General features: G+C 52.3%; 17 protein-coding genes, 3 tRNA genes and 2 pseudogenes. 15 read left to right on the plus strand and 7 right to left on the minus strand.

The genetic code is table 11. From position 1 onward, the window contains the following. Positions 1 to 72: 72 nt before the first annotated feature. From ygdR to mutH, 3 genes are all read right to left on the minus strand, one after another. The gene (gene ygdR / locus C1P89_RS24550) at positions 73 to 291 is read right to left on the minus strand and encodes a lipoprotein YgdR (RefSeq protein WP_000758655.1); all 219 of its coding nucleotides are present in this window, start codon (positions 289 to 291) and stop codon (positions 73 to 75) included. Between the two features lie 137 nt (positions 292 to 428). Continuing rightward, positions 429 to 1,142: a TerC family protein gene (locus tag C1P89_RS24555; RefSeq protein ID WP_000895624.1), complete on the minus strand. Its 714-nt coding sequence runs from the start codon at positions 1,140 to 1,142 to the stop codon at positions 429 to 431. Between the two features lie 68 nt (positions 1,143 to 1,210). Further along, the gene (gene mutH, locus C1P89_RS24560; RefSeq protein WP_000082188.1) at positions 1,211 to 1,900 is read right to left on the minus strand and encodes a DNA mismatch repair endonuclease MutH; all 690 of its coding nucleotides are present in this window, start codon (positions 1,898 to 1,900) and stop codon (positions 1,211 to 1,213) included. 185 nt (positions 1,901 to 2,085) lie between these two features. Between mutH and ygdT the strand changes: the two genes are divergently transcribed. The 13 genes and pseudogenes from ygdT to recD all read left to right on the plus strand — a co-directional run bounded on the left by ygdT (position 2,086) and on the right by recD (position 20,927). After that, a complete protein-coding gene (ygdT, locus tag C1P89_RS26320) occupies positions 2,086 to 2,232 on the plus strand; it encodes a protein YgdT (RefSeq protein ID WP_000953278.1) in 147 nt (48 codons plus the stop codon). Positions 2,233 to 2,584: 352 nt separating this feature from the next. Continuing rightward, positions 2,585 to 3,115, plus strand: a complete 531-nt coding sequence (rppH, locus tag C1P89_RS24570) for an RNA pyrophosphohydrolase (RefSeq protein ID WP_000564490.1) — start codon at positions 2,585 to 2,587, stop codon at positions 3,113 to 3,115. A gap of 12 nt (positions 3,116 to 3,127) precedes the next feature. Beyond that, positions 3,128 to 5,374: a phosphoenolpyruvate--protein phosphotransferase gene (gene ptsP / locus C1P89_RS24575; RefSeq protein ID WP_000957914.1), complete on the plus strand. Its 2,247-nt coding sequence runs from the start codon at positions 3,128 to 3,130 to the stop codon at positions 5,372 to 5,374. Positions 5,375 to 5,524: 150 nt separating this feature from the next. Further along, positions 5,525 to 6,400 (plus strand): prolipoprotein diacylglyceryl transferase, encoded by an 876-nt coding sequence (gene lgt, locus C1P89_RS24580; protein ID WP_000204658.1) that lies wholly within the window; start codon positions 5,525 to 5,527, stop codon positions 6,398 to 6,400. A gap of 6 nt (positions 6,401 to 6,406) precedes the next feature. Then, positions 6,407 to 7,201 (plus strand): thymidylate synthase, encoded by a 795-nt coding sequence (thyA, locus tag C1P89_RS24585; protein WP_000816232.1) that lies wholly within the window; start codon positions 6,407 to 6,409, stop codon positions 7,199 to 7,201. Positions 7,202 to 7,385: 184 nt separating this feature from the next. Then, positions 7,386 to 7,856, plus strand: a pseudogene (locus C1P89_RS24590) (prepilin peptidase-dependent protein). After that, positions 7,847 to 8,410, plus strand: a complete 564-nt coding sequence (locus tag C1P89_RS24595; RefSeq protein WP_001144322.1) for a prepilin peptidase-dependent protein — start codon at positions 7,847 to 7,849, stop codon at positions 8,408 to 8,410. The pseudogene C1P89_RS24590 and the gene C1P89_RS24595 overlap by 10 nt, the downstream one beginning before the upstream one ends. Beyond that, positions 8,407 to 8,814 (plus strand): DUF2509 family protein, encoded by a 408-nt coding sequence (locus C1P89_RS24600; protein WP_001078375.1) that lies wholly within the window; start codon positions 8,407 to 8,409, stop codon positions 8,812 to 8,814. The genes C1P89_RS24595 and C1P89_RS24600 overlap by 4 nt, the downstream gene beginning before the upstream one ends. Continuing rightward, positions 8,799 to 9,122, plus strand: coding sequence for a prepilin-type N-terminal cleavage/methylation domain-containing protein (locus C1P89_RS24605; RefSeq protein WP_001276478.1), 324 nt, complete (start codon positions 8,799 to 8,801; stop codon positions 9,120 to 9,122). Before C1P89_RS24600 ends, C1P89_RS24605 begins: the two co-directional genes overlap by 16 nt. Positions 9,123 to 9,134: 12 nt before the next feature. Beyond that, on the plus strand, positions 9,135 to 12,503 hold the full coding sequence (gene recC, locus C1P89_RS24610) for an exodeoxyribonuclease V subunit gamma (RefSeq protein WP_000946950.1): 3,369 nt from the start codon (positions 9,135 to 9,137) through the stop codon (positions 12,501 to 12,503). Positions 12,504 to 12,678: 175 nt separating this feature from the next. Further along, a pseudogene (gene ptrA, locus C1P89_RS24615) lies at positions 12,679 to 15,566 on the plus strand (pitrilysin). Continuing rightward, positions 15,559 to 19,101, plus strand: a complete 3,543-nt coding sequence (recB, locus tag C1P89_RS24620; RefSeq protein WP_005143473.1) for an exodeoxyribonuclease V subunit beta — start codon at positions 15,559 to 15,561, stop codon at positions 19,099 to 19,101. The pseudogene ptrA and the gene recB overlap by 8 nt, the downstream one beginning before the upstream one ends. After that, complete coding sequence (recD, locus tag C1P89_RS24625; RefSeq protein ID WP_000775947.1) at positions 19,101 to 20,927, plus strand: exodeoxyribonuclease V subunit alpha; 1,827 nt, start codon at positions 19,101 to 19,103, stop codon at positions 20,925 to 20,927. Before recB ends, recD begins: the two co-directional genes overlap by 1 nt. A 61-nt stretch (positions 20,928 to 20,988) precedes the next feature. On the opposite strand, the gene argA is transcribed toward recD, so the two are convergent. Further along, positions 20,989 to 22,320 (minus strand): amino-acid N-acetyltransferase, encoded by a 1,332-nt coding sequence (gene argA, locus C1P89_RS24630; protein WP_000237958.1) that lies wholly within the window; start codon positions 22,318 to 22,320, stop codon positions 20,989 to 20,991. Positions 22,321 to 22,551: 231 nt separating this feature from the next. Here argA and amiC point away from each other — a divergent pair, with 231 nt between their 5' ends. After that, positions 22,552 to 23,805: an N-acetylmuramoyl-L-alanine amidase AmiC gene (gene amiC / locus C1P89_RS24635; protein WP_000016907.1), complete on the plus strand. Its 1,254-nt coding sequence runs from the start codon at positions 22,552 to 22,554 to the stop codon at positions 23,803 to 23,805. A 74-nt stretch (positions 23,806 to 23,879) separates the two neighbouring features. Here the strand turns inward: amiC and C1P89_RS24640 are convergent. From C1P89_RS24640 to C1P89_RS24650, 3 genes are all read right to left on the minus strand, one after another. Further along, positions 23,880 to 23,956, minus strand: a tRNA-Met gene (locus C1P89_RS24640). A gap of 33 nt (positions 23,957 to 23,989) precedes the next feature. Next, a tRNA-Met gene (locus tag C1P89_RS24645) sits at positions 23,990 to 24,066 on the minus strand. A 33-nt stretch (positions 24,067 to 24,099) separates the two neighbouring features. Next, a tRNA-Met gene (locus C1P89_RS24650) sits at positions 24,100 to 24,176 on the minus strand. Between the two features lie 208 nt (positions 24,177 to 24,384). Between C1P89_RS24650 and mltA the strand changes: the two genes are divergently transcribed. Then, entirely contained in the window at positions 24,385 to 25,482 is a 1,098-nt protein-coding gene (mltA, locus tag C1P89_RS24655; protein WP_000678646.1) for a murein transglycosylase A, read from the plus strand. Positions 25,483 to 25,553 lie beyond the last annotated feature (71 nt).

Raw genomic sequence — 25,553 nt, forward strand, 5'->3', positions numbered from 1 at the left:
TCCGCTATTGCCAGTACACCTCAAACTGATCCTTAACTGATCGGCATTACAGCCGGATGCTGACCTTATTTGTTAACGTTCAATAATTTGCGAAACATCATCACGGTTAATTTGCATCGCGTTACCTTGCTGATCGTGATAACTCACCAGCCCGGTATCATCATCAATTTCAGGTTTTCCATCGGTCAAAATCATACGGCCATCTTTGGTCGCCATGACGTAATCACTGGAACACCCGGAAACAGCAAACGCCAGTCCGACTGCAGAAATTATTACTGCCCATTTTTTCATCCGGTTATCCTCATTTGGCCCACCTATGATAATAGTCTGTTTATAAACCGACGTTATATATCTTGAAAGCAGGAAAATCTTAAACTGTGAGGGTAACAGGAGTGAGTACGCCCTCCCGCAGGAGAGCGTACGGAGTATCAGAGCGGGTTCTTTTTGTTGCGAATCAGGTTGAGGCTTTCAACCGCAATAGAGAAGAACATCGCGAAGTAGATGTAACCTTTCGGTACGTGGATGTCGAAACTTTCCAGAATCAGGGTAAAGCCGACCAGAATCAGGAAAGAGAGCGCCAGCATTTTTACCGAAGGATGGCGTTCGACAAAATCACCAATCGAGCGCGCGGCGAACATCATCACGCCTACGGCAATCACCACGGCGGCCATCATAATAAACAGGTGATCTGACAGACCCACAGCGGTAATCACCGAGTCGAGGCTGAAGATAATATCCAGCAGCATAATCTGCACGATAGCGCCAAGGAATGATGAAACGCGTGTTTTCAGCCCTTCTTCTTCACCTTCAATGGATTCGTGGATTTCCTTGCTGGCTTTCCAGATAAGGAACAAGCCACCCAGAAGCAGAATCAAATCACGGGCGGAAATTTCCTGACTGAATATTGTAAAAAGCGGATTTGTCAGGCGCGTAACCCAGGCGATTGATGCCAGCAGCGCCAGACGCATAACCATGGCTCCCGCCAACCCCAGACGGCGCGCATGAGCACGTTGTGCTGTGGGGAGCTTTGCCACCACCAGAGAAAGGAAAATAATATTGTCGATCCCAAGAACGATCTCCAGCAGCGTCAGCGTACCGAGCGCAAGCCAGGCGTTAGGATCGGTTATCCATGCAAATAACATCTAAAAAGCCCTGCCAAAAAAATGAAGCGGTAATTATATGCCCGGAAAGCGGCAGGTCAAAGCGATGGCTACTGGATCAGAAAATGACGGGCCAGTAGTGCACTGGTGAAATTCTTCTTCAAATAAAAGCCGCGTGGCAGCGTCAGAATCCGTTCGCCCCGGGCACCAATGGCTTCGGTAAGCGCTTTCGCATTCGCTGCTTTCGGTCGTATCTGTAAATACTCCCCGTGACGAGCGGTGATCCGCTCAACCTGACCGAGAACAATCATATCCATTAATTCTTCCCAGTCTTCGCGTAGCTGTCGGTCTTCCTCTTCATTCGGGCTCCACAGCAACGGTGATCCTACGCGACGCTGCGCCAGCGGGATGCTGCGCTCACCTTCAACCGGTATCCACAGTACGCGTTTGAGCTTGTGGCGCACATGGCTGGTTTCCCAGGTCACCCCGCTATTACCCGTTAACGGGGCAACACAAACGAATGTTGTTTCCAGCGGACGACCAAGACTATCCACAGGGATAGTTTTAAGTTCCACGCCCAGAGCAGCAAAATCTTGCTCAGGTTTACTCCCTGCGCTGGCACCTAGCCAGATCTCCAGTAACACGCCAATCCAGCCCTTATCGCGTTTTAAATTCTCTGGCGTAACCAGCCCGGCAAGTGCCGCCAGTTCTCCCAATGTATAACCAGAAAGTTGCTGTGCTTGCGCTAACAACTGTTCTTCAGTTTCGGGAGGAGAGAGGAGTGGGCGAGGTTGGGACATGTCATGATACCTTGGTTAAAAAACAAACAGCAATTATGTGCCGAATATTCGCAGTGTAACTTTTTCCACATGTGTTGTTCAATTCTCTGATTTATATTGCTTTTTAGGCTGCCGGTAATCGAGTTGCGCAACACTGCAATAGGTTTTCCAAATCTGGTCACTGAAAATAAACAGGATCTTACACCATGTTATCCACAGAAAGCTGGGATAACTGTGAAAAACCTCCACTACTGTTTCCATTTACAGCCTTGACGTGCGACGAAACTCCAGTTTTTAGTGGTTCAGTGCTTAACTTAGTGGCACATTCTGTGGATAAATACGGCATTGGTTGATCTTTCGCCAACCCGTAAATGAGAGGTGTGACCTGGGTCACGAATTACTCTTTTTCATTACTCAAATTACATGTAATGCATTGACTAATAATGAATATTTTAAAATGTCTATATCGGGCTTATTCAGAATGCTCCGGGTTTTCCCGTAGTAATTCCGTAGTTCTTCACAACTCTATCCACAGAAAAGGTGAATAAAAACGGCTATCCACCCCTTCCTCTGTTTATAACTCTGCACATAACTGTGAGTTATTCAATTGTTATTAGTGTGTAATGCCCTGCAGAGAGTGGTTTACCGTCTTCTTGGAGTATGAAACAATCATTCGTATATAAAGCTTTATTTTGAGGTAGTCCGGTGATTGATGACGATGGCTACCGCCCAAACGTAGGTATCGTGATTTGTAATCGCCAGGGGCAGGTAATGTGGGCCCGGCGATTTGGTCAGCACTCCTGGCAATTTCCGCAAGGCGGAATCAACCCCGGAGAATCCGCAGAGCAGGCGATGTACCGTGAATTGTTTGAAGAAGTAGGATTAAGCCGCAAAGACGTTCGAATCCTTGCTTCAACGCGTAACTGGTTGCGCTACAAATTACCGAAACGTTTGGTGCGTTGGGACACGAAGCCGGTTTGTATCGGCCAAAAACAAAAATGGTTTCTCTTGCAGCTGGTGAGCGGCGATGCAGAAATCAATATGCAAACCAGCAGTACACCAGAGTTTGACGGCTGGCGATGGGTAAGTTACTGGTATCCGGTCAGACAGGTGGTGTCATTTAAACGTGATGTCTACCGTAGGGTAATGAAAGAGTTCGCGAGTGTGGTGATGTCACTGCAGGAAAATACGCCAAAACCACAAAACACATCTGCTTATCGACGTAAAAGAGGTTAAGTCACGCCAATTATGCTCACTCGCCTGCGCGAAATAGTCGAAAAGGTAGCCAGCGCACCACGCCTGAATGAGGCGTTAAATATTCTGGTTACCGACATCTGTCTTGCGATGGATACCGAGGTCTGTTCGGTCTACCTGGCCGATCATGATCGACGTTGTTACTACCTGATGGCGACCCGGGGGCTGAAAAAACCACGCGGTCGCACTGTAACGCTCGCGTTTGATGAAGGGATCGTCGGCCTGGTTGGCAGGCTGGCGGAACCGATAAACCTTGCAGATGCGCAAAAGCACCCCAGCTTCAAATACATCCCCTCCGTAAAAGAAGAACGTTTCCGCGCGTTTTTAGGCGTACCAATTATTCAACGTCGCCAGTTGCTTGGTGTACTGGTGGTACAGCAACGAGAGTTGCGCCAGTATGACGAAAGTGAAGAATCCTTCCTGGTGACGCTTGCCACCCAGATGGCAGCTATTCTTTCTCAGTCGCAGTTGACTGCCTTGTTTGGGCAATATCGCCAGACGCGAATCCGCGCATTACCGGCAGCACCTGGTGTGGCGATTGCCGAAGGCTGGCAGGATGCCACGTTACCTTTAATGGAACAGGTGTATCAGGCATCAACGCTGGATCCGGCTCTGGAACGCGAACGACTGACCGGGGCGCTGGAAGAAGCGGCAAACGAGTTTCGCCGCTACAGCAAACGCTTTGCCGCCGGAGCACAAAAAGAAACGGCGGCTATTTTCGATCTTTACTCGCACCTACTTTCGGACACCCGGCTGCGTCGCGAATTGTTTGCCGAGGTTGATAAAGGCTCGGTGGCAGAGTGGGCGGTAAAAACGGTCATTGAAAAATTTGCCGAACAGTTTGCCGCGCTAAGCGATAACTATCTCAAAGAGCGGGCTGGCGATTTACGTGCGCTGGGTCAGCGATTGCTGTTTCATCTTGATGACGCTAATCAAGGGCCGAACGCCTGGCCGGAACGTTTCATTCTGGTGGCAGATGAACTGTCAGCGACAACTCTTGCTGAGCTGCCCCAGGATCGCTTAGTCGGTGTTGTCGTGCGAGATGGCGCAGCCAACTCCCATGCTGCGATCATGGTACGTGCGCTGGGGATCCCTACCGTGATGGGCGCGGATATTCAGCCTTCGGTGCTGCATCGTAGGACGCTGATCGTTGATGGCTATCGCGGTGAATTGCTGGTCGATCCGGAGCCGGTACTGCTGCAAGAATATCAGCGGCTAATTAGTGAAGAGATTGAGCTTAGCCGTCTGGCGGAAGATGACGTCAATTTACCCGCGCAGTTAAAAAGCGGTGAGCGTATAAAAGTCATGCTCAATGCTGGTTTAAGCCCGGAACATGAAGAAAAACTGGGCAGCCGTATTGATGGCATCGGTCTTTATCGCACTGAAATCCCATTCATGCTGCAAAGTGGTTTCCCGTCGGAAGAAGAACAGGTGGCGCAGTATCAGGGGATGCTGCAAATGTTCAATGATAAACCCGTCACCTTGCGTACGCTGGATGTCGGAGCAGATAAGCAGCTGCCTTACATGCCGATCAGCGAAGAGAATCCATGCCTGGGTTGGCGTGGGATTCGCATTACGCTCGATCAGCCGGAGATCTTCTTGATCCAGGTGCGGGCGATGCTGCGTGCTAATGCCGCTACGGGCAACCTGAATATTCTGTTGCCGATGGTCACAAGCCTCGATGAAGTTGATGAAGCACGCCGCCTGATTGAACGTGCCGGACGTGAAGTCGAGGAGATGATCGGTTACGAAATTCCCAAACCACGTATCGGCATCATGCTGGAAGTGCCGTCAATGGTATTTATGCTGCCGCATCTGGCAAAGCGGGTCGATTTCATCTCTGTTGGCACCAACGATCTGACTCAATACATTCTGGCCGTTGATCGCAACAATACCCGGGTGGCGAACATTTATGACAGTCTTCATCCTGCAATGTTACGAGCTCTGGCGATGATCGCCCGGGAAGCGGAAATACATGGAATCGATCTCCGTTTGTGCGGTGAAATGGCGGGCGATCCCATGTGCGTGGCAATCCTCATTGGGCTTGGGTATCGCCATCTGTCTATGAACGGACGTTCTGTAGCGCGGGTAAAATACCTGCTGCGGCGCATTGATTATGCCGAAGCAGAAAATCTTGCGCAGCGTAGTCTGGAAGCGCAACTGGCGACCGAAGTTCGCCATCAGGTTGCAGCCTTTATGGAGCGTCGCGGCATGGGCGGGCTGATTCGCGGAGGGTTATAGCGCGGATCATATACATATCTTTTAACGGTATCCGGCAACCAGCCAGGTCCCCTTGTGCTATTATTCGCACCTTTGGAGCGCCTGAAACCTGCGGCGCGCATTTCAATCGCTGTTCTCTTTCAGCGAAATAACAAGAACTTGTGGTGACAGATGACCAGTAGCTATCTGCATTTTCCGGAGTTTGATCCGGTCATTTTCTCAATAGGACCCGTGGCGCTTCACTGGTACGGCCTGATGTATCTGGTGGGTTTCATTTTTGCAATGTGGCTGGCAACACGACGGGCGAATCGTCCGGGCAGCGGCTGGACCAAAAATGAAGTTGAAAACTTACTCTATGCGGGCTTCCTCGGCGTCTTCCTCGGGGGACGTATTGGTTATGTTCTGTTCTACAATTTCCCGCAGTTTATGGCCGATCCGCTGTATCTGTTCCGTGTCTGGGACGGCGGCATGTCTTTCCACGGCGGCCTGATTGGCGTTATCGTGGTGATGATTATCTTTGCCCGCCGTACTAAACGTTCCTTCTTCCAGGTTTCTGATTTTATCGCACCACTCATTCCGTTTGGTCTTGGTGCCGGGCGTCTGGGCAACTTTATTAACGGTGAATTGTGGGGCCGCGTTGACCCGAACTTCCCGTTTGCCATGCTGTTCCCAGGCTCCCGTACAGAAGATATTTTGCTGCTGCAAACCAACCCGCAGTGGCAATCCATTTTCGACACTTACGGTGTGCTGCCGCGCCACCCATCACAGCTTTACGAGCTGCTGCTGGAAGGTGTGGTGCTGTTTATTATCCTCAACCTGTATATTCGTAAACCGCGCCCAATGGGAGCTGTCTCTGGCTTGTTCCTGATTGGCTACGGCGCGTTTCGCATCATTGTTGAGTTTTTCCGCCAGCCCGACGCGCAGTTTACCGGTGCCTGGGTGCAGTACATCAGCATGGGGCAAATTCTTTCCATCCCGATGATTGTCGCGGGTGTGATCATGATGGTCTGGGCATATCGTCGCAGCCCACAGCAACACGTTTCCTGAGGAACCATGAAACAGTATTTAGAACTGATGCAAAAAGTGCTCGACGAAGGCACACAGAAAAACGACCGTACCGGAACCGGAACGCTTTCCATTTTTGGTCATCAGATGCGTTTTAACCTGCAGGATGGATTCCCGCTGGTGACAACTAAACGTTGCCACCTGCGTTCCATCATCCACGAACTGCTGTGGTTTCTGCAGGGCGACACTAACATTGCTTATCTACACGAAAACAATGTCACCATCTGGGACGAATGGGCCGATGAAAACGGCGACCTCGGACCAGTGTATGGTAAACAGTGGCGCGCCTGGCCAACGCCAGATGGTCGTCATATTGACCAGATCACTACGGTACTGAACCAGCTGAAAAACGACCCGGATTCCCGCCGCATTATTGTTTCAGCGTGGAACGTAGGCGAACTGGATAAAATGGCGCTGGCACCGTGCCATGCATTCTTCCAGTTCTATGTGGCAGACGGCAAACTCTCTTGCCAGCTTTATCAGCGCTCCTGTGACGTCTTCCTCGGCCTGCCGTTCAACATTGCCAGCTACGCGTTACTGGTGCATATGATGGCGCAGCAGTGCGATCTGGAAGTGGGTGATTTTGTCTGGACCGGTGGCGATACGCACCTGTACAGCAATCATATGGATCAAACTCATCTGCAATTAAGCCGCGAACCGCGTCCGCTGCCGAAGTTGATTATCAAACGTAAACCCGAATCCATCTTCGACTACCGTTTCGAAGACTTTGAGATTGAAGGCTACGATCCACATCCGGGCATTAAAGCGCCGGTGGCTATCTAATTACGAAACATCCTGCCAGAGCCGACGCCAGTGTGCGTCGGTTTTTTTTACCCTCCGTTAAATTCTTCGAGACGCCTTCCCGAAATTTTGCAACGTCCTGCAACGGCGTAAATAGTCCGGAAGATGCGCCGAAGAAATAGAAACTGGCCCTCGTCTTTTTTTCTCCTCGCTCCATACTGCCGGCATGAAAACACAACGTGGTTATACGCTGATTGAAACGCTGGTCGCGATGCTGATTTTGGTCATGCTAAGCGCAAGTGGACTCTATGGCTGGCAATACTGGCAGCAGTCGCAACGGCTATGGCAAACCGCCAGCCAGGCGCGGGACTATTTGCTCTATTTACGTGAAGATGCCAACTGGCATAACCGCGACCACAGTATCAGCGTTATCAGGGAGGGGACGTTATGGTGCCTTGTGAGTTCCGCTGCTGGGGCCAATACCTGTCATGGCAGTTCACCATTGGTCTTTGTGCCACGCTGGCCCGAAGTCTAAATGAGCGACCTGACACCTTCGCTTGCTTTCTTTGGCCTGCGCAATACCGCATGGGCCGGGCATATTCGCTTCAAAAACTCAACGGGCGAGTGGTGGCTGGTGGTTTCGCCGTGGGGAAGACTCCGGCTTTGTCAGCAAGGAGAAACAGAAGGATGCCTGTAAAAGAGCAAGGTTTTTCTCTGCTGGAAGTGTTGATTGCTATGGCGATCAGTAGCGTATTGTTGCTGGGGGCTGCACGCTTTCTGCCTGCGTTACAGCGTGAAAGTTTAACGAGCACCCGTAAGCTGGCGCTGGAAGATGAAATCTGGCTGCGGGTATTTACCGTCGCGAAGCATCTCCAGAGGGCGGGTTATTGTCATGGCAGCTGTACCGGCGAAGGGCTGGAAATTGTCGGACAGGGTGACTGTATCATTGTGCAGTGGGATGCGAACAGTAACGGTATCTGGGATCGCGAACCGGTAAAAGAGTCTGACCAGATTGGATTTCGTCTGAAGGAGCATGTGCTGGAAACGCTACGCGGTGCGACATCCTGTGAAGGTAAGGGCTGGGATAAAGTCACTAATCCGGATGCCATCATTATCGACACTTTTCAGGTCGTACGTCAGGATGTCAGCGGCTTCTCGCCGGTGTTGACGGTTAATATGCGTGCTGCCAGTAAGTCTGAACCGCAAACCGTGGTGGATGCCAGCTATAGCGTGACAGGATTCAACCTGTGAACCGCGAAAAAGGTGTTTCGTCACTGGCTCTGGTCCTGATGCTGCTGGTTTTGGGTAGCTTGCTATTGCAAGGAATGAGTCAGCAGGATCGCAGTTTTGCCTCTCGCGTGAGCATAGAAAGTCAGTCATTGCGCCGCCAGGCCATCGTTCAGTCGGCGCTGGCGTGGGGGAAAATGCACTCCTGGCAGACGCAGCCCGCAGTTCAGTGCTCGCAGTACGCTGGAACCGATGCCCGGGTTTGTTTGCGTTTACTGGCAGATAATGAAGCCTTATTGGTTGCCGGTTATGAAGGCGTTTCGTTGTGGCGAACAGGCGAAGTCATTGATGGAAACATTGTTTTTTCGCCACGCGGCTGGAGCGATTTTTGTCCGCTGAAAGAGAGGGCGTTATGTCAGCTTCCCTGAAGAATCAACAAGGCTTTAGCCTGCCGGAGGTAATGGTTGCGATGGTGCTGATGGTGATGATTGTCACTGCGTTATCGGGTATCCAGCGAACATTAATGAACAGTCTCGCCAGCAGAAACCAGTACCAACAGCTCTGGCGGCATGGTTGGCAGCAAACGCAACTGCGCGCGATTTCGCCACCTGCCAACTGGCAGGTCAACCGAATGCAGACATCGCAGGCGGGATGTGTCAGCATCAGCGTTACGCTAGTTTCACCCGGGGGCAGAGAAGGCGAGATGACCCGCCTGCATTGCCCGAATCGTCAGTAGTCAGGAGCCGCTATGTTAAGGGTCTACCATTCCAATCGTCTGGACGTGCTGGAAGCGTTGATGGAGTTTATTGTCGAACGCGAACGGCTGGACGATCCTTTCGAACCAGAGATGATTCTGGTGCAAAGTACCGGTATGGCGCAGTGGCTGCAAATGACCCTGTCGCAAAAGTTTAGTATTGCGGCAAACATTGATTTTCCGCTGCCAGCGAGCTTTATCTGGGATATGTTCGTCCGGGTGTTACCGGAAATCCCCAAAGAGAGCGCCTTTAACAAACAGAGCATGAGCTGGAAACTGATGACTCTGCTGCCGCAATTGCTGGAGCGCGAAGACTTTACCCTGTTGCGGCATTATCTGACTGACGATAGCGACAAGCGAAAACTGTTCCAGCTTTCCTCAAAAGCGGCGGACCTGTTTGACCAGTATCTGGTCTATCGTCCGGACTGGCTGGCACAGTGGGAAACAGGACATTTGGTTGAAGGGCTGGGAGAAGCACAGGCCTGGCAAGCCCCGTTGTGGAAGGCGCTGGTGGAATATACCCATCAACTCGGGCAACCGCGCTGGCACCGCGCCAATCTCTATCAGCGCTTTATCGAAACGCTGGAGTCCGCGACGACCTGCCCGCCGGGGTTACCTTCGCGCGTCTTTATATGCGGTATTTCCGCGTTACCGCCTGTTTATCTCCAGGCGCTACAGGCGCTGGGTAAACATATTGAAATCCATCTCCTGTTTACCAACCCCTGCCGTTATTACTGGGGCGATATTAAAGATCCTGCTTATCTGGCGAAACTGCTGACCCGTCAGCGTCGACACAGTTTTGAAGATCGCGAATTGCCGCTATTTCGTGATAGCGAAAATGCCGGGCAGCTCTTTAACAGCGATGGTGAACAGGATGTCGGCAACCCGCTGCTGGCTTCATGGGGTAAGCTTGGGCGCGACTACATTTATCTCCTTTCTGACCTGGAGAGCAGCCAGGAGCTGGACGCCTTTGTCGATGTCACGCCAGATAACCTGCTGCATAACATTCAGTCTGACATTCTGGAACTGGAAAACCGTGCCGTTGCTGGTGTGAACATCGAAGAGTTTTCCCGTAGCGATAACAAACGCCCGCTTGATCCACTGGATAGCAGTATCACCTTCCACGTTTGCCATAGCCCGCAGCGTGAAGTTGAAGTTTTGCACGATCGCCTGCTGGCGATGCTGGAAGAAGACCCGACACTTACTCCGCGCGACATCATCGTGATGGTGGCTGATATCGACAGCTACAGTCCGTTTATTCGGGCTGTGTTTGGTAGCGCACCTGCGGATCGTTACCTGCCTTACGCCATTTCCGACCGTCGGGCGCGGCAGTCGCATCCGGTACTGGAAGCGTTTATCAGCCTGTTATCGTTGCCAGACAGCCGCTTTGTGTCGGAAGACGTGCTGGCATTACTGGATGTGCCGGTGCTGGCGGCGCGGTTTGACATCACCGAAGAAGGGCTGCGTTATTTACGCCAGTGGGTCAACGAATCCGGCATTCGTTGGGGGATAGATGACGACAACGTTCGCGAGCTGGAACTCCCCGCCACCGGACAACACACCTGGCGATTTGGCCTGACGCGTATGTTGCTGGGCTACGCGATGGAGAGCGCGCAGGGCGAGTGGCAATCGGTTCTACCTTATGATGAATCGAGCGGCTTAATTGCAGAACTGGTGGGGCATCTGGCTTCACTGCTAATGCAGCTAAACATCTGGCGTCGCGGGCTGGCACAGGAGCGTCCGCTAGAAGAGTGGTTGCCGGTTTGTCGCGATATGCTCAGCGCCTTCTTCCTGCCGGATGCGGAAACCGAAGCGGCGATGACGCTGATCGAACAACAATGGCAGGCGATTATCGCCGAAGGTTTAGGTGCGCAGTATGGCGACGCGGTGCCGCTGTCACTATTGCGTGATGAACTGGCACAGCGTCTGGATCAAGAACGTATCAGCCAGCGTTTTCTCGCCGGACCGGTTAACATTTGTACTCTGATGCCAATGCGTTCAATTCCGTTCAAAGTGGTTTGCCTGCTGGGAATGAACGACGGCGTTTATCCACGTCAGCTTGCGCCATTGGGCTTTGACCTGATGAGCCAGAAACCGAAGCGTGGCGACCGTAGCCGTCGCGATGACGACCGCTATCTGTTCCTGGAAGCGTTAATTTCCGCGCAGCAAAAACTCTATATCAGCTATATCGGGCGTTCCATTCAGGATAACAGTGAACGTTTCCCGTCGGTACTGGTGCAGGAACTGATCGACTACATCGGGCAAAGTCATTATCTACCGGGCGATGAAGCGCTCAACTGTGATGAAAGCGAGGCAAGGGTAAAAGCGCATCTTACTTGCCTCCATACCCGAATGCCGTTTGATCCACAAAACTATCAGCCAGGCGAACGACAAAGCTATGCTCGTGAATGGCTACCTGCGGCCAGCCAGGCTGGTAAAGCACATTCTGAATTTGTTCAGCCGCTGCCGTTTACCTTACCGGAAACCGTGCCGCTGGAAACGCTACAACGATTCTGGGCACATCCGGTGCGGGCGTTCTTCCAGATGCGTTTGCAGGTGAACTTCCGTACTGAAGACAGCGAAATCCCCGACACCGAGCCATTTATTCTGGAAGGGCTTAGCCGTTATCAAATCAATCAGCAGTTATTGAATGCACTGGTTGAGCAGGATGATGCCGAACGCTTGTTCCGTCGCTTCCGGGCGGCAGGGGATTTACCGTATGGCGCTTTTGGTGAAATTTTCTGGGAAACTCAGTGCCAGGAGATGCAGCAGCTTGCCGACAGAGTCATTGCCTGTCGCCAGCCGGGGCAGAGTATGGAAATTGATCTCGCCTGCAACGGTGTGCAGATAACTGGCTGGTTGCCGCAGGTGCAGCCGGATGGCCTGTTGCGCTGGCGTCCCTCTTTATTAAGTGTGGCGCAGGGAATGCAACTTTGGCTGGAACACCTTGTCTACTGTGCCAGCGGTGGTAATGGTGAAAGTCGCCTTTTTCTACGCAAAGACGGCGAGTGGCGTTTTCCGCCGCTTGCAGCCGAACAGGCTTTGCATTACCTCTCACAACTGATTGAGGGGTATCGTGAAGGGATGTCCGCGCCATTGCTGGTGTTACCTGAAAGTGGCGGCGCGTGGCTAAAAACCTGTTATGACGCGCAAAACGATGCCATGCTGGATGACGATTCCACGTTGCAAAAAGCCCGTACGAAATTCCTTCAGGCTTACGAAGGCAACATGATGGTGCGTGGCGAAGGTGATGATATCTGGTATCAAAGGCTCTGGCGGCAATTAACACCAGAGACAATGGAGGCCATCGTTGAACAGTCGCAACGTTTCCTGTTACCGCTGTTTCGCTTTAATCAGTCATGAGTGCTGTATAAAAATTGCGCAATCTATCCGCTTACTTTATGATGCGCACCAGTCACGGACTGATGGTTATATAAACATAGGCTGACTCGTGCAGCACAAGATTAAATTCTGGCAGATGATTTGCGTTAACGTGTTGAATCTGGACAGAAAATTAAGTTGATTATGAGGTCCGAGAATGCCCCGCAGCACCTGGTTCAAAGCATTATTGTTGTTAGTTGCCCTTTGGGCACCCTTAAGTCAGGCAGAAACGGGATGGCAGCCGATTCAGGAAACCATCCGTAAAAGTGATAAAGATAACCGCCAGTATCAGGCTATACGTCTGGATAACGGTATGGTGGTCTTGCTGGTTTCTGATCCGCAGGCAGTTAAATCGCTCTCGGCGCTGGTGGTGCCCGTTGGGTCGCTGGAAGATCCCGAGGCGTACCAGGGGCTGGCACATTACCTTGAACATATGAGTCTGATGGGGTCGAAAAAGTACCCGCAGGCTGACAGTCTGGCCGAATATCTCAAAATGCACGGCGGTAGTCACAATGCCAGCACTGCGCCGTATCGCACGGCTTTCTATCTGGAAGTTGAGAACGACGCCTTGCCTGGTGCGGTAGACCGCCTGGCCGATGCTATTGCTGAACCTTTGCTCGACAAGAAATATGCCGAACGTGAGCGTAATGCGGTGAACGCTGAATTAACCATGGCGCGTACGCGTGACGGGATGCGCATGGCACAGGTCAGCGCAGAAACCATTAACCCGGCACACCCCGGTTCAAAGTTTTCTGGTGGTAACCTCGAAACTTTAAGCGATAAACCTGGTAATCCGGTGCAGCAGGCGCTGAAAGATTTCCACGAGAAGTACTATTCCGCCAATCTGATGAAGGCGGTTATTTACAGCAATAAACCGCTGCCGGAGTTGGCAAAAATGGCGGCGGACACCTTTGGTCGCGTGCCGAACAAAGAGAGCAAAAAACCGGAAATCACCGTGCCGGTAGTCACCGACGCGCAAAAGGGCATTATCATTCATTACGTCCCGGCAATGCCGCGTAAAGTTCTGCGCGTTGAGTTTCGCATCGATAACAACTCAGCGAAGTTCCGTAGTAAAACGGATGAATTGATTACCTATCTGATTGGTAATCGCAGCCCAGGTACACTTTCCGACTGGCTGCAAAAGCAGGGATTAGTTGAGGGCATTAGCGCCAACTCCGATCCTATCGTCAACGGCAACAGCGGCGTATTAGCGATCTCTGCGTCTTTAACCGATAAAGGCCTGGCTAATCGCGATCAGGTTGTGGCGGCAATTTTTAGCTATCTCAATCTGTTACGTGAAAAAGGCATTGATAAACAATACTTCGATGAACTGGCGAATGTGCTGGATATCGACTTCCGTTATCCGTCGATCACCCGTGATATGGATTACGTCGAATGGCTGGCAGATACCATGATTCGCGTTCCGGTTGAGCATACGCTGGATGCAGTCAATATTGCCGATCGGTACGATGCTAAAGCAGTAAAAGAACGTCTGGCGATGATGACGCCGCAGAATGCGCGTATCTGGTATATCAGCCCGAAAGAGCCGCACAATAAAACGGCTTATTTTGTCGATGCGCCGTATCAGGTCGATAAAATCAGCGAACAAACTTTCGCTGACTGGCAGCAAAAAGCTGCCAATATTGCGCTCTCCTTACCGGAGCTTAACCCCTATATTCCTGACGATTTCTCGCTGATTAAGTCAGAGAAGAAATATGACCATCCAGAGCTGATTGTTGATGAGTCGAATCTGCGCGTGGTGTATGCGCCAAGCCGTTATTTTTCCAGCGAACCCAAAGCTGATGTCAGCCTGATTTTGCGTAATCCGAAAGCCATGGACAGCGCCCGCAATCAGGTGATGTTTGCGCTCAATGATTATCTCGCAGGGCTGGCGCTTGATCAGTTAAGCAACCAGGCGTCGGTTGGTGGCATAAGTTTTTCCACCAACGCTAACAACGGCCTTATGGTTAATGCTAATGGTTACCCCCAGCGTCTGCCGCAGCTGTTCCAGGCATTGCTCGAGGGTACTTTAGCTATACCGCTACGGAAGATCAGCTTGAGCAGGCGAAGTCCTGGTATAACCAGATGATGGATTCCGCAGAAAAGGGTAAAGCGTTTGAGCAGGCGATTATGCCCGCGCAGATGCTCTCGCAAGTGCCGTACTTCTCGCGAGATGAACGGCGTAAAATTTTGCCCTCCATTACGTTGAAAGAGGTGCTGGCTTATCGCGACGCCTTAAAATCAGGGGCTCGACCAGAGTTTATGGTTATCGGCAACATGACCGAGGCCCAGGCAACAACGCTGGCACGCGATGTGCAAAAACAGTTGGGCGCTGATGGTTCAGAGTGGTGTCGAAACAAAGATGTAGTGGTCGATAAAAAACAATCCGTCATCTTTGAAAAAGCCGGTAACAGCACCGACTCCGCACTGGCAGCGGTATTTGTACCGACTGGCTACGATGAATACACCAGCTCAGCCTATAGCTCTCTGTTGGGGCAGATCGTACAGCCGTGGTTCTACAATCAGTTGCGTACCGAAGAACAATTGGGCTATGCCGTGTTTGCGTTTCCAATGAGCGTGGGGCGTCAGTGGGGCATGGGCTTCCTTTTGCAAAGCAATGATAAACAGCCTTCATTCTTGTGGGAGCGTTACAAGGCGTTTTTCCCAACCGCAGAGGCAAAATTGCGAGCGATGAAGCCAGATGAGTTTGCGCAAATCCAGCAGGCGGTAATTACCCAGATGCTGCAGGCACCGCAAACGCTCGGCGAAGAAGCATCGAAGTTAAGTAAAGATTTCGATCGCGGCAATATGCGCTTCGATTCGCGTGATAAAATCGTGGCCCAGATTAAACTGCTGACGCCGCAAAAACTGGCCGATTTCTTCCATCAGGCGGTAGTCGAGCCGCAAGGCATGGCTATCCTGTCGCAGATTTCCGGCAGCCAAAACGGGAAAGCCGAATATGTGCATCCTGAAGGCTGGAAAGTGTGGGAGAACGTCAGCGCGTTGCAGCAAACAATGCCCCTGATGAGTGAAAAGAATGAGTGATGTCGCCGAGACACTAGATCCTTTGCGCTTGCCCTTACAGGGCGAGCGCCTGATTGAAGCCTCTGCCGGCACAGGCAAAACCTTTACGATTGCGGCGCTTTATTTGCGCCTGTTACTTGGACTAGGCGGTTCCGCCGCCTTTCCCCGCCCGCTGACCGTTGAAGAACTGCTGGTGGTCACCTTTACCGAGGCTGCCACGGCAGAATTGCGCGGTCGTATCCGTAGCAATATCCACGAGTTGCGCATCGCCTGTCTGCGTGAAACCACCGACAATCCATTGTACGAACACCTGCTGGAAGAGATCGACGATAAAGCGCAAGCCGCGCAGTGGTTGTTGTTAGCCGAACGGCAGATGGATGAAGCGGCAGTCTTTACTATTCACGGCTTTTGCCAGCGCATGCTCAACCTGAATGCCTTTGAATCCGGCATGCTGTTTGAGCAGCAGCTGATTGAAGATGAGTCTCTGCTACGCTACCAGGCCTGCGCCGATTTCTGGCGTCGCCACTGCTACCCGCTGCCGCGTGAAATAGCCCAGGTCGTCTTTGAAACCTGGAAAGGGCCGCAGGCGTTGCTGCGCGATATTAATCGTTATCTGCAAGGCGAAGCGCCGGTTATCAAAGCACCGCCGCCCGATGATGAAACGCTAGCTTCCCGTCACGCGCAAATTGTGGCGCGTATTGATACGGTAAAACAGCAGTGGCGCGACGCAGTGGGTGAACTGGATGCGCTGATCGAATCTTCTGGTATTGATCGACGCAAGTTTAACCGTAGCAATCAGGCTAAATGGATCGACAAGATCAGCGCCTGGGCAGAAGAAGAGACAAACAGTTATCAGTTGCCGGAGTCGCTGGAAAAATTCTCCCAGCGTTTCTTAGAAGATCGCACGAAAGCCGGGGGGGAAACCCCGCGACATCCACTGTTTGAGGCGATCGATCAACTGCTTGCAGAACCATTGTCGATCCGTGATCTGGTGATCACCCGCGCATTGGCTGAGATCCGCGAAACAGTAGCGCGTGAAAAACGCCGCCGTGGCGAATTGGGTTTTGATGACATGTTAAGTCGGCTCGATTCCGCGCTGCGTAGCGAAAGCGGCGAGGTGTTGGCAGCGGCGATCCGTACGCGATTCCCGGTGGCAATGATCGATGAATTTCAGGATACCGACCCCCAGCAGTACCGAATTTTTCGCCGTATCTGGCACCATCAGCCAGAAACCGCATTGTTGCTGATTGGCGACCCGAAGCAGGCCATATATGCATTCCGGGGTGCGGATATCTTCACTTATATGAAGGCGCGTAGTGAAGTTCACGCCCACTACACTTTAGACACCAACTGGCGCTCCGCACCTGGAATGGTGAACAGTGTGAACAAGCTTTTCAGCCAGACTGATGACGCGTTCATGTTTCGCGAAATACCGTTTATTCCAGTGAAATCAGCCGGGAAAAATCAGGCGTTACGTTTTGTCTTTAAAGGTGAAACGCAGCCTGCGATGAAAATGTGGCTGATGGAAGGCGAAAGCTGCGGCGTTGGCGACTATCAAAGTACCATGGCGCAGGTATGTGCTGCGCAAATCCGCGACTGGCTACAAGCCGGACAGCGGGGCGAAGCGTTGCTGATGAACGGCGACGACGCGCGTCCGGTGCGTGCTTCGGACATCAGCGTGCTGGTGCGCAGCCGCCAGGAGGCCGCCCAGGTGCGCGATGCCTTAACGTTGCTGGAAATCCCTTCCGTTTACCTTTCGAACCGCGATAGTGTTTTTGAAACTCTGGAAGCGCAGGAAATGCTTTGGCTGTTGCAGGCGGTGATGACGCCCGAACGTGAGAACACCCTGCGCAGTGCGCTGGCAACGTCAATGATGGGGCTGAATGCGCTGGATATTGAAACGCTGAATAATGACGAACATGCGTGGGATGCGGTAGTCGAAGAGTTCGATGGTTATCGGCAAATCTGGCGCAAACGTGGCGTTATGCCGATGCTGCGGGCGCTGATGTCGGCGCGTAACATTGCAGAAAACTTGCTGGCAACGGCAGGCGGTGAGCGGCGTCTTACCGATATCTTGCATATCAGCGAACTGCTTCAAGAAGCCGGAACGCAGCTGGAAAGTGAACATGCGCTGGTACGCTGGTTATCGCAACATATCCTCGAGCCAGACAGTAATGCCTCCAGCCAACAAATGCGCCTCGAAAGTGATAAACATCTGGTGCAGATTGTCACGATCCATAAATCGAAAGGGCTGGAATATCCGCTGGTCTGGTTGCCATTTATTACCAATTTCCGCGTCCAGGATCAGGCGTTTTATCACGATCGCCACTCGTTTGAGGCAGTTTTGGATCTTAATGCTGCGCCAGAAAGCGTCGACCTCGCGGAGGTCGAACGTCTGGCGGAAGATCTGCGTTTGCTTTACGTGGCGCTGACGCGTTCGGTTTGGCATTGCAGTCTCGGCGTTGCACCGCTGGTGCGCCGTCGTGGCGATAAAAAAGGTGACACCGACGTCCACCAAAGTGCGCTCGGGCGTTTGCTGCAAAAAGGGGAACCGCAAGATGCGGCAGGGCTTCGCACCTGTATTGAAGCGTTATGCGATGATGATATTGCCTGGCAAACGGCACAAACTGGTGATAACCAGCCCTGGCAGGTTAATGATGCTTTAACTGCAGAACTGAATGCGAGGACACTACAACGATTGCCCGGCGATAACTGGCGTGTCACCAGCTACTCCGGCTTGCAGCAGCGTGGTCACGGTATCGCTCAGGATCTGATGCCACGGCTGGATGTTGATGCCGCAGGCGTGGTCAGCGTCGTTGAAGAACCGACGTTAACACCGCATCAGTTCCCGCGCGGTGCGTCACCGGGGACATTCTTGCACAGTTTGTTTGAAGACCTCGATTTTACCCAGCCGGTTGACCCGAACTGGGTACAGGAAAAACTGGAACTCGGCGGCTTTGAATCGCAGTGGGAACCGGTGTTGACCGAGTGGATCACGGCTGTCCTCCAGGCACCTCTCAATGAAACGGGTGTTAGCCTGAGTCAGCTTTCCGACCGCGATAAACAGGTGGAGATGGAGTTTTACCTGCCGATTAGCGAACCGCTCATCGCCAGCCAGCTTGATGCACTAATTCGCCAGTTTGACCCGCTATCCGCTGGCTGCCCGCCGCTGGAGTTCATGCAGGTACGCGGCATGTTAAAAGGCTTTATCGACCTGGTATTCCGCCACGAAGGGCGTTATTACCTGCTCGACTATAAATCCAACTGGCTGGGTGAAGACAGTTCGGCTTACACCCAACAGGCTATGGCAGCAGCGATGCAGGCACACCGCTATGATCTGCAATATCAGCTTTATACCCTGGCGCTGCATCGTTATCTGCGCCATCGCATTGCTGATTACGACTATGATCGTCACTTTGGCGGCGTTATCTATCTGTTCCTGCGTGGCGTTGATAAAGAACATCCGCAACAAGGGATTTACACAACCCGACCCAACGCCGGGTTGATTGCCCTGATGGATGAGATGTTTGCCGGTATGACCCTGGAGGAGGCGTAATGAAATTGCAAAAGCAATTACTGGAAGCTGTGGAGCACAAACAGCTACGCCCGCTGGATGTGCAATTTGCCCTGACCGTGGCGGGAGATGAACATCCTGCCGTCACCCTCGCGGCGGCACTGTTAAGTCATGATGCCGGAGAGGGACACGTCTGTTTGCCGCTTTCACGACTGGAAAATAACGAGGCGTCGCATCCGCTGTTGGCGACCTGTGTCAGTGAAATCGGTGAGCTACAAAATTGGGAAGAATGCTTGCTGGCTTCTCAAGCGGTCAGCAGGGGAGATGAACCCACGCCGATGATCCTCTGTGGCGATCGTCTTTATTTGAATCGCATGTGGTGTAACGAGCGGACGGTAGCGCGCTTCTTCAATGAGGTGAATCATGCCATTGAGGTTGATGAAGCTCTACTGGCGCAAACCCTGGACAAACTTTTTCCAGTAAGCGATGAAATTAACTGGCAAAAAGTGGCGGCAGCAGTGGCGCTGACGCGGCGGATCTCGGTGATTTCCGGCGGCCCAGGCACCGGTAAAACGACCACCGTGGCGAAGTTGCTGGCAGCGTTAATTCAAATGGCCGACGGCGAACGCTGCCGTATCCGTCTGGCTGCACCAACGGGTAAAGCTGCCGCGCGCTTAACCGAATCTCTCGGCAAGGCTTTGCGACAGTTACCGCTGACCGATGAACAAAAGAAACGCATTCCGGAAGATGCCAGCACTTTGCACCGATTGCTGGGCGCGCAGCCGGGTAGCCAGCGTTTACGTCATCATGCCGGTAACCCGCTGCATCTTGATGTGCTGGTGGTAGATGAAGCGTCAATGATCGATCTGCCTATGATGTCGAGACTGATCGACGCCTTGCCCGATCATGCGCGAGTGATCTTTCTCGGCGATCGTGATCAACTGGCCTCGGTTGAGGCTGGGGCTGTGCTGGGCGATATCTGCGCTTATGCCAATGCCGGCTTTACCGCCGAGCGTGCCGGGCAGCTAAGCCGCCTGACGGGAACTCACGTTCCGGCAGGAACCGGCACAGAAGCGGCATCTTTGCGCGACAGTCTCTGCCTGCTGCAAAAAAGCTATCGTTTCGGCAGCGATTCTGGCATTGGTCAGTTAGCTGCGGCGATCAACCGTGGTGATAAAACGGCAGTGAAAACCGTTTTTCAGCAGGATTTTACTGATATTGAAAAACGGCTTTTACAGAGCGGCGAAGATTATATTGCGATGCTTGAGGAAGCTCTTGCGGGTTATGGACGTTATCTGGATCTGCTGCAAGCGCGTGCCGAGCCGGATTTAATCATTCAGGCGTTCAATGAGTACCAACTTTTGTGCGCCCTGCGGGAAGGGCCATTTGGCGTGGCTGGACTGAATGAGCGAATTGAGCAGTTTATGCAACAGAAGCGCAAAATTCATCGTCATTCGCACTCTCGTTGGTACGAAGGTCGACCGGTGATGATTGCCCGTAATGACAGTGCGCTTGGGTTGTTTAATGGCGATATCGGTATTGCGCTGGATCGCGGGCAGGGGACGCGCGTCTGGTTTGCGATGCCGGACGGCAATATTAAGTCTGTGCAACCGAGTCGCTTGCCAGAGCACGAAACTACGTGGGCGATGACGGTACATAAATCGCAGGGATCGGAGTTCGACCATGCGGCGTTGATTTTACCGAGCCAACGCACGCCGATAGTAACGCGAGAGCTGGTATACACCGCGGTGACCCGCGCGCGTCGCCGTCTGTCGCTGTATGCCGATGAGCGTATATTAAGTGCGGCAATCGCCACTCGTACTGAGCGGCGCAGTGGTCTGGCGGCGTTGTTTAGTTCGCGGGGATAAACGTAATTGCCGGATGCGACGCACGAGTGTTACGCCTGCCGCATCCGGCGATTTTCATCGCTTACCCTAAATCCGCCATCAACACTTTGGATTTACGCTGGTAGTTGTACAACTGCTTTTTGCTCTCGGGCAGTAAATCAATATCCACCGGGGTAAATCCACGTTCCTGGAACCAGTGAATACTGCGCGTGGTCAGCACAAACAATTTGCTTAAGCCGCTCTGCTTCGCCTGAGCGGCAATGCGTTCCAGCAGAACCTCGCCCCGTGATGAACTGCGGTAATCCGGGTGAACTGCCACACAGGCCATTTCCCCAATCTTCTCTTCCGGGAACGGATAGAGCGCGGCGCAGGCAATAGTCGTGTTATCGAGCTGAATAATGGTGAATTTGTCGATTTCCATCTCCAGCTGCTCGCGAGAACGGCGCACCAGAATACCTTGCTGCTCCAGCGGGCGAATCAACTCCAGAATACCGCCAATATCGTTGATTGTTGCGCGACGAATCTGCTCGGCGCTTTCCATCACAATCTGCGTACCGATACCGTCGCGTGAGAACAACTCTTGCAACAGCGCGCCATCTTCCTGATAACTGATTAAATGACAGCGACGCACGCCGCTGCGGCAGGCTTTCACTGCGCCACGCAAAAAGCGCACCGTACCGGAGTTGTAATCGCCTTTCTCTTCCTGGGCTTCTACCCGCGCTTGCGCTTCGTTAGGGAAAAGTTCTGAGACAATATCACCGTCGTCATTAGTGACGCCCTGTGAAGAGCAAAAACCAATCATCTTCTCAGCTTTCAGTTTGATGGCCAGTTGAGTGGCAATCTCTTCCGAGGTCAGATTAAAGCTCTCGCCAGTGACTGAAACAGCGACCGGCCCCATTAGCACTATTGCACCGCTGTCCAGTTGACGACGGATCGCGTCTTCATCAATCCGCCGGATACGCCCGCTATGGCAGTAATCCACGCCGTCATCGACGCCCAGCGGCTGGGCAATAATAAAATTGCCACTGACGACGTTGATATGCGCGCCCTGCAGCGGCGTGTTATTGAGACTCATCGACAGGCGAGCAGTAATATCCAGTTGCAATGTTCCCGCAGCCTGCTTCACCAGTTCCAGTGTTTTGGCGTCGGTCACACGTATATTCTTGTGATACAGCGGTTCGTGGTGATGCGCAGCCAGATTTGCGTCGATCTGCGGACGTGCGCCATAGACCACCACCAGACGGATGCCGAGGCTGTGCAACAACCCGATATCATTAACGATACTGGAGAAATTCTCATGCTCAATGGCTTCACCGCCGAGCATGATGACAAACGTTTTTCCCCGGTGGGTATTGATATAGGGAACCGAATGGCGGAATCCCTCGACCAGCTCGGTTTTACGTTCCTTTACCACGGCACACCCCTTTGCATGATTATTCGAAATTATTGTATTTTTATTCTGTTTTTTCGCAGGGTGCAAGTGTAAATTTTATGCGAGAGCGACTTTTTTATCAGTAATGCCGTGAATATAAAAAGAATGTTTACCGTTTATTAGATGACAGATTATGCGTCTTTCGCTAAAGTTTCCGGTCAAATTAGTCGTTTACTTGTTACACAGCTTAGATTTCTTTTGCTCGGGAGAGGCATGTCAGGATCCAACACTGCAATCAGCCGTCGTCGTTTACTGCAAGGCGCGGGCGCTATGTGGCTATTGAGCGTAAGTCAGGTCAGCCTGGCTGCGGTTAGCCAGGTCGTGGCGGTGCGCGTCTGGCCTGCGTCCAGCTACACCCGCGTGACGGTAGAATCAAATCGTCAGCTGAAATATAAGCAGTTCGCGTTGAGTAACCCTGAACGCGTGGTGGTGGATATCGAAGATGTAAACCTGAACTCGGTACTCAAGGGGATGGCGGCACAAATTCGTGCAGACGACCCGTTCATCAAGTCGGCGCGCGTCGGGCAATTTGACCCGCAAACCGTACGGATGGTTTTTGAATTAAAGCAAAACGTAAAACCGCAGCTGTTTGCCCTTGCGCCGGTCGCCGGGTTTAAAGAGCGTCTGGTGATGGACCTCTATCCGGCCAATGCACAGGATATGCAGGACCCGCTGCTGGCGCTGCTGGAGGATTACAACAAAGGCGACCTCGAAAAGCAGGTGCCGCCAGCGCAAAGTGGTCCACAACCAGGTAAAGCAGGGCGCGATCGTCCGATTGTCATTATGCTTGACCCTGGCCACGGTGGCGAAGACTCCGGTGCGGTGGGGAAATACAAAACGCGCGAAAAAGATGTGGTATTGCAAATAGCTCGCCGTTTGCGCTCTCTGATCGAGAAAGAGGGCAATATGAAGGTGTACATGACGCGCAATGAAGACATCTTCATTCCGTTGCAAGTGCGCGTAGCAAAAGCCCAGAAACAGCGTGCTGACCTGTTTGTCTCTATCCATGCCGACGCCTTTACCAGTCGCCAGCCGAGCGGTTCCTCGGTGTTTGCGCTCTCAACCAAAGGTGCAACCAGTACTGCGGCAAAATATCTGGCACAAACCCAGAACGCCTCGGACTTGATTGGTGGCGTGAGCAAAAGCGGTGACCGCTATGTCGACCACACCATGTTCGATATGGTGCAGTCGCTGACCATTGCTGACAGCCTTAAGTTTGGTAAAGCAGTGCTGAATAAGCTCGGTAAAATCAACAAGCTGCATAAAAATCAAGTTGAACAGGCCGGGTTTGCCGTACTAAAGGCACCAGATATTCCCTCCATTCTGGTCGAAACGGCGTTTATCAGTAACGTTGAGGAAGAGCGTAAACTGAAAACGGCGACTTTCCAGCAGGAAGTTGCGGAGTCTATTCTTGCGGGGATTAAAGCGTATTTTGCCGATGGGGCAACGCTGGCGAGAAGGGGATGATAAAAAGGCGCTGAATGGCGCTTTTTTTATGGGAGAGTAGAAACAAAAAAACACCCGTTAGGGTGTTCAATAATTGGTTGCGGGGGCCGGATTTGAACCGACGACCTTCGGGTTATGAGCCCGACGAGCTACCAGGCTGCTCCACCCCGCGTCACCGTATTGCTTTTACTTCATCAAATTTGATTGGTTGCGGGGGCCGGATTTGAACCGACGACCTTCGGGTTATGAGCCCGACGAGCTACCAGGCTGCTCCACCCCGCGTCACCGTACTGCTTTACTTCATCAAATTTTAATTGGTTGCGGGGGCCGGATTTGAACCGACGACCTTCGGGTTATGAGCCCGACGAGCTACCAGGCTGCTCCACCCCGCCTCCGTGGATGCGCACTATACTCCGCTCGCGTTTTCATGCAACCTTTTTTTTACCCCGATCACGGATCTGGCATGATTTTGAACAAAAACAAATCACTAAAGCCTATTTTTTGTGCAAAATTTGCGTCAGGGAGAGGCTGCTCATTTCATTAAACGCGGCGGTTTGTTATCTTCGTTGCGCCTTATTTTTTAACCTGAAGAAGAGAACAATGAAAGGACGTTGGGTAAAGTACCTTCTTATGGGCACGGTTGTGGCAATGCTTGCCGCCTGCTCTTCCAAACCAACCGATCGCGGACAGCAATATAAAGACGGGAAATTTACCCAGCCTTTCTCTCTGGTGAACCAGCCAGATGCCGTTGGCGCGCCGATTAACGCCGGTGATTTTGCCGAGCAAATTAACCATATCCGTAATTCGTCACCGCGTCTGTATGGCAACCAGAGTAATGTTTATAACGCGGTGCAAGAGTGGCTGCGCGCAGGCGGTGATACCCGCAATATGCGCCAGTTCGGCATTGATGCCTGGCAGATGGAAGGTGCCGACAACTATGGTAACGTGCAGTTTACAGGCTATTACACGCCGGTAATTCAGGCGCGCCATACCCGCCAGGGCGAGTTCCAGTATCCTATTTACCGTATGCCGCCAAAACGTGGTCGTCTGCCGTCTCGTGCGGAGATCTACGCGGGGGCATTGAGTGATAAATATATTCTCGCTTACAGTAACTCCCTGATGGATAACTTCATTATGGATGTGCAGGGTAGTGGGTATATCGACTTTGGTGATGGCAGTCCGCTTAACTTTTTCAGCTATGCAGGGAAAAACGGTCATGCCTATCGCAGCATTGGTAAGGTGCTGATCGACCGTGGCGAAGTGAAAAAAGAAGATATGTCGATGCAGGCGATTCGTCACTGGGGCGAAACACACAGTGAAGCCGAGGTTCGCGAGCTGCTGGAACAGAACCCGTCTTTCGTCTTCTTTAAACCGCAATCTTTTGCACCGGTGAAAGGGGCAAGTGCGGTGCCGCTGGTTGGTCGCGCGTCAGTTGCCTCTGATCGTTCCATTATTCCGCCAGGTACTACCTTGCTGGCAGAAGTGCCGTTGCTGGATAATAACGGCAAATTTAATGGTCAGTACGAACTGCGTCTGATGGTGGCGCTGGATGTCGGTGGTGCAATCAAAGGCCAACACTTCGATATCTATCAAGGGATCGGGCCGGAAGCCGGACACCGCGCAGGTTGGTACAACCACTATGGACGTGTCTGGGTGCTGAAAACCGCCCCGGGCGCAGGTAACGTCTTTAGCGGCTGATGTGTTATTCTGTATACCGTTTTTACGGATACGACAGGGTGAGGGATAACCTCACCCTTTTTAATTCTGAG

Source organism: Shigella sonnei, from assembly GCF_002950395.1.
In the GTDB taxonomy this organism is placed as follows: Bacteria; Pseudomonadota; Gammaproteobacteria; order Enterobacterales; family Enterobacteriaceae; genus ECMA0423.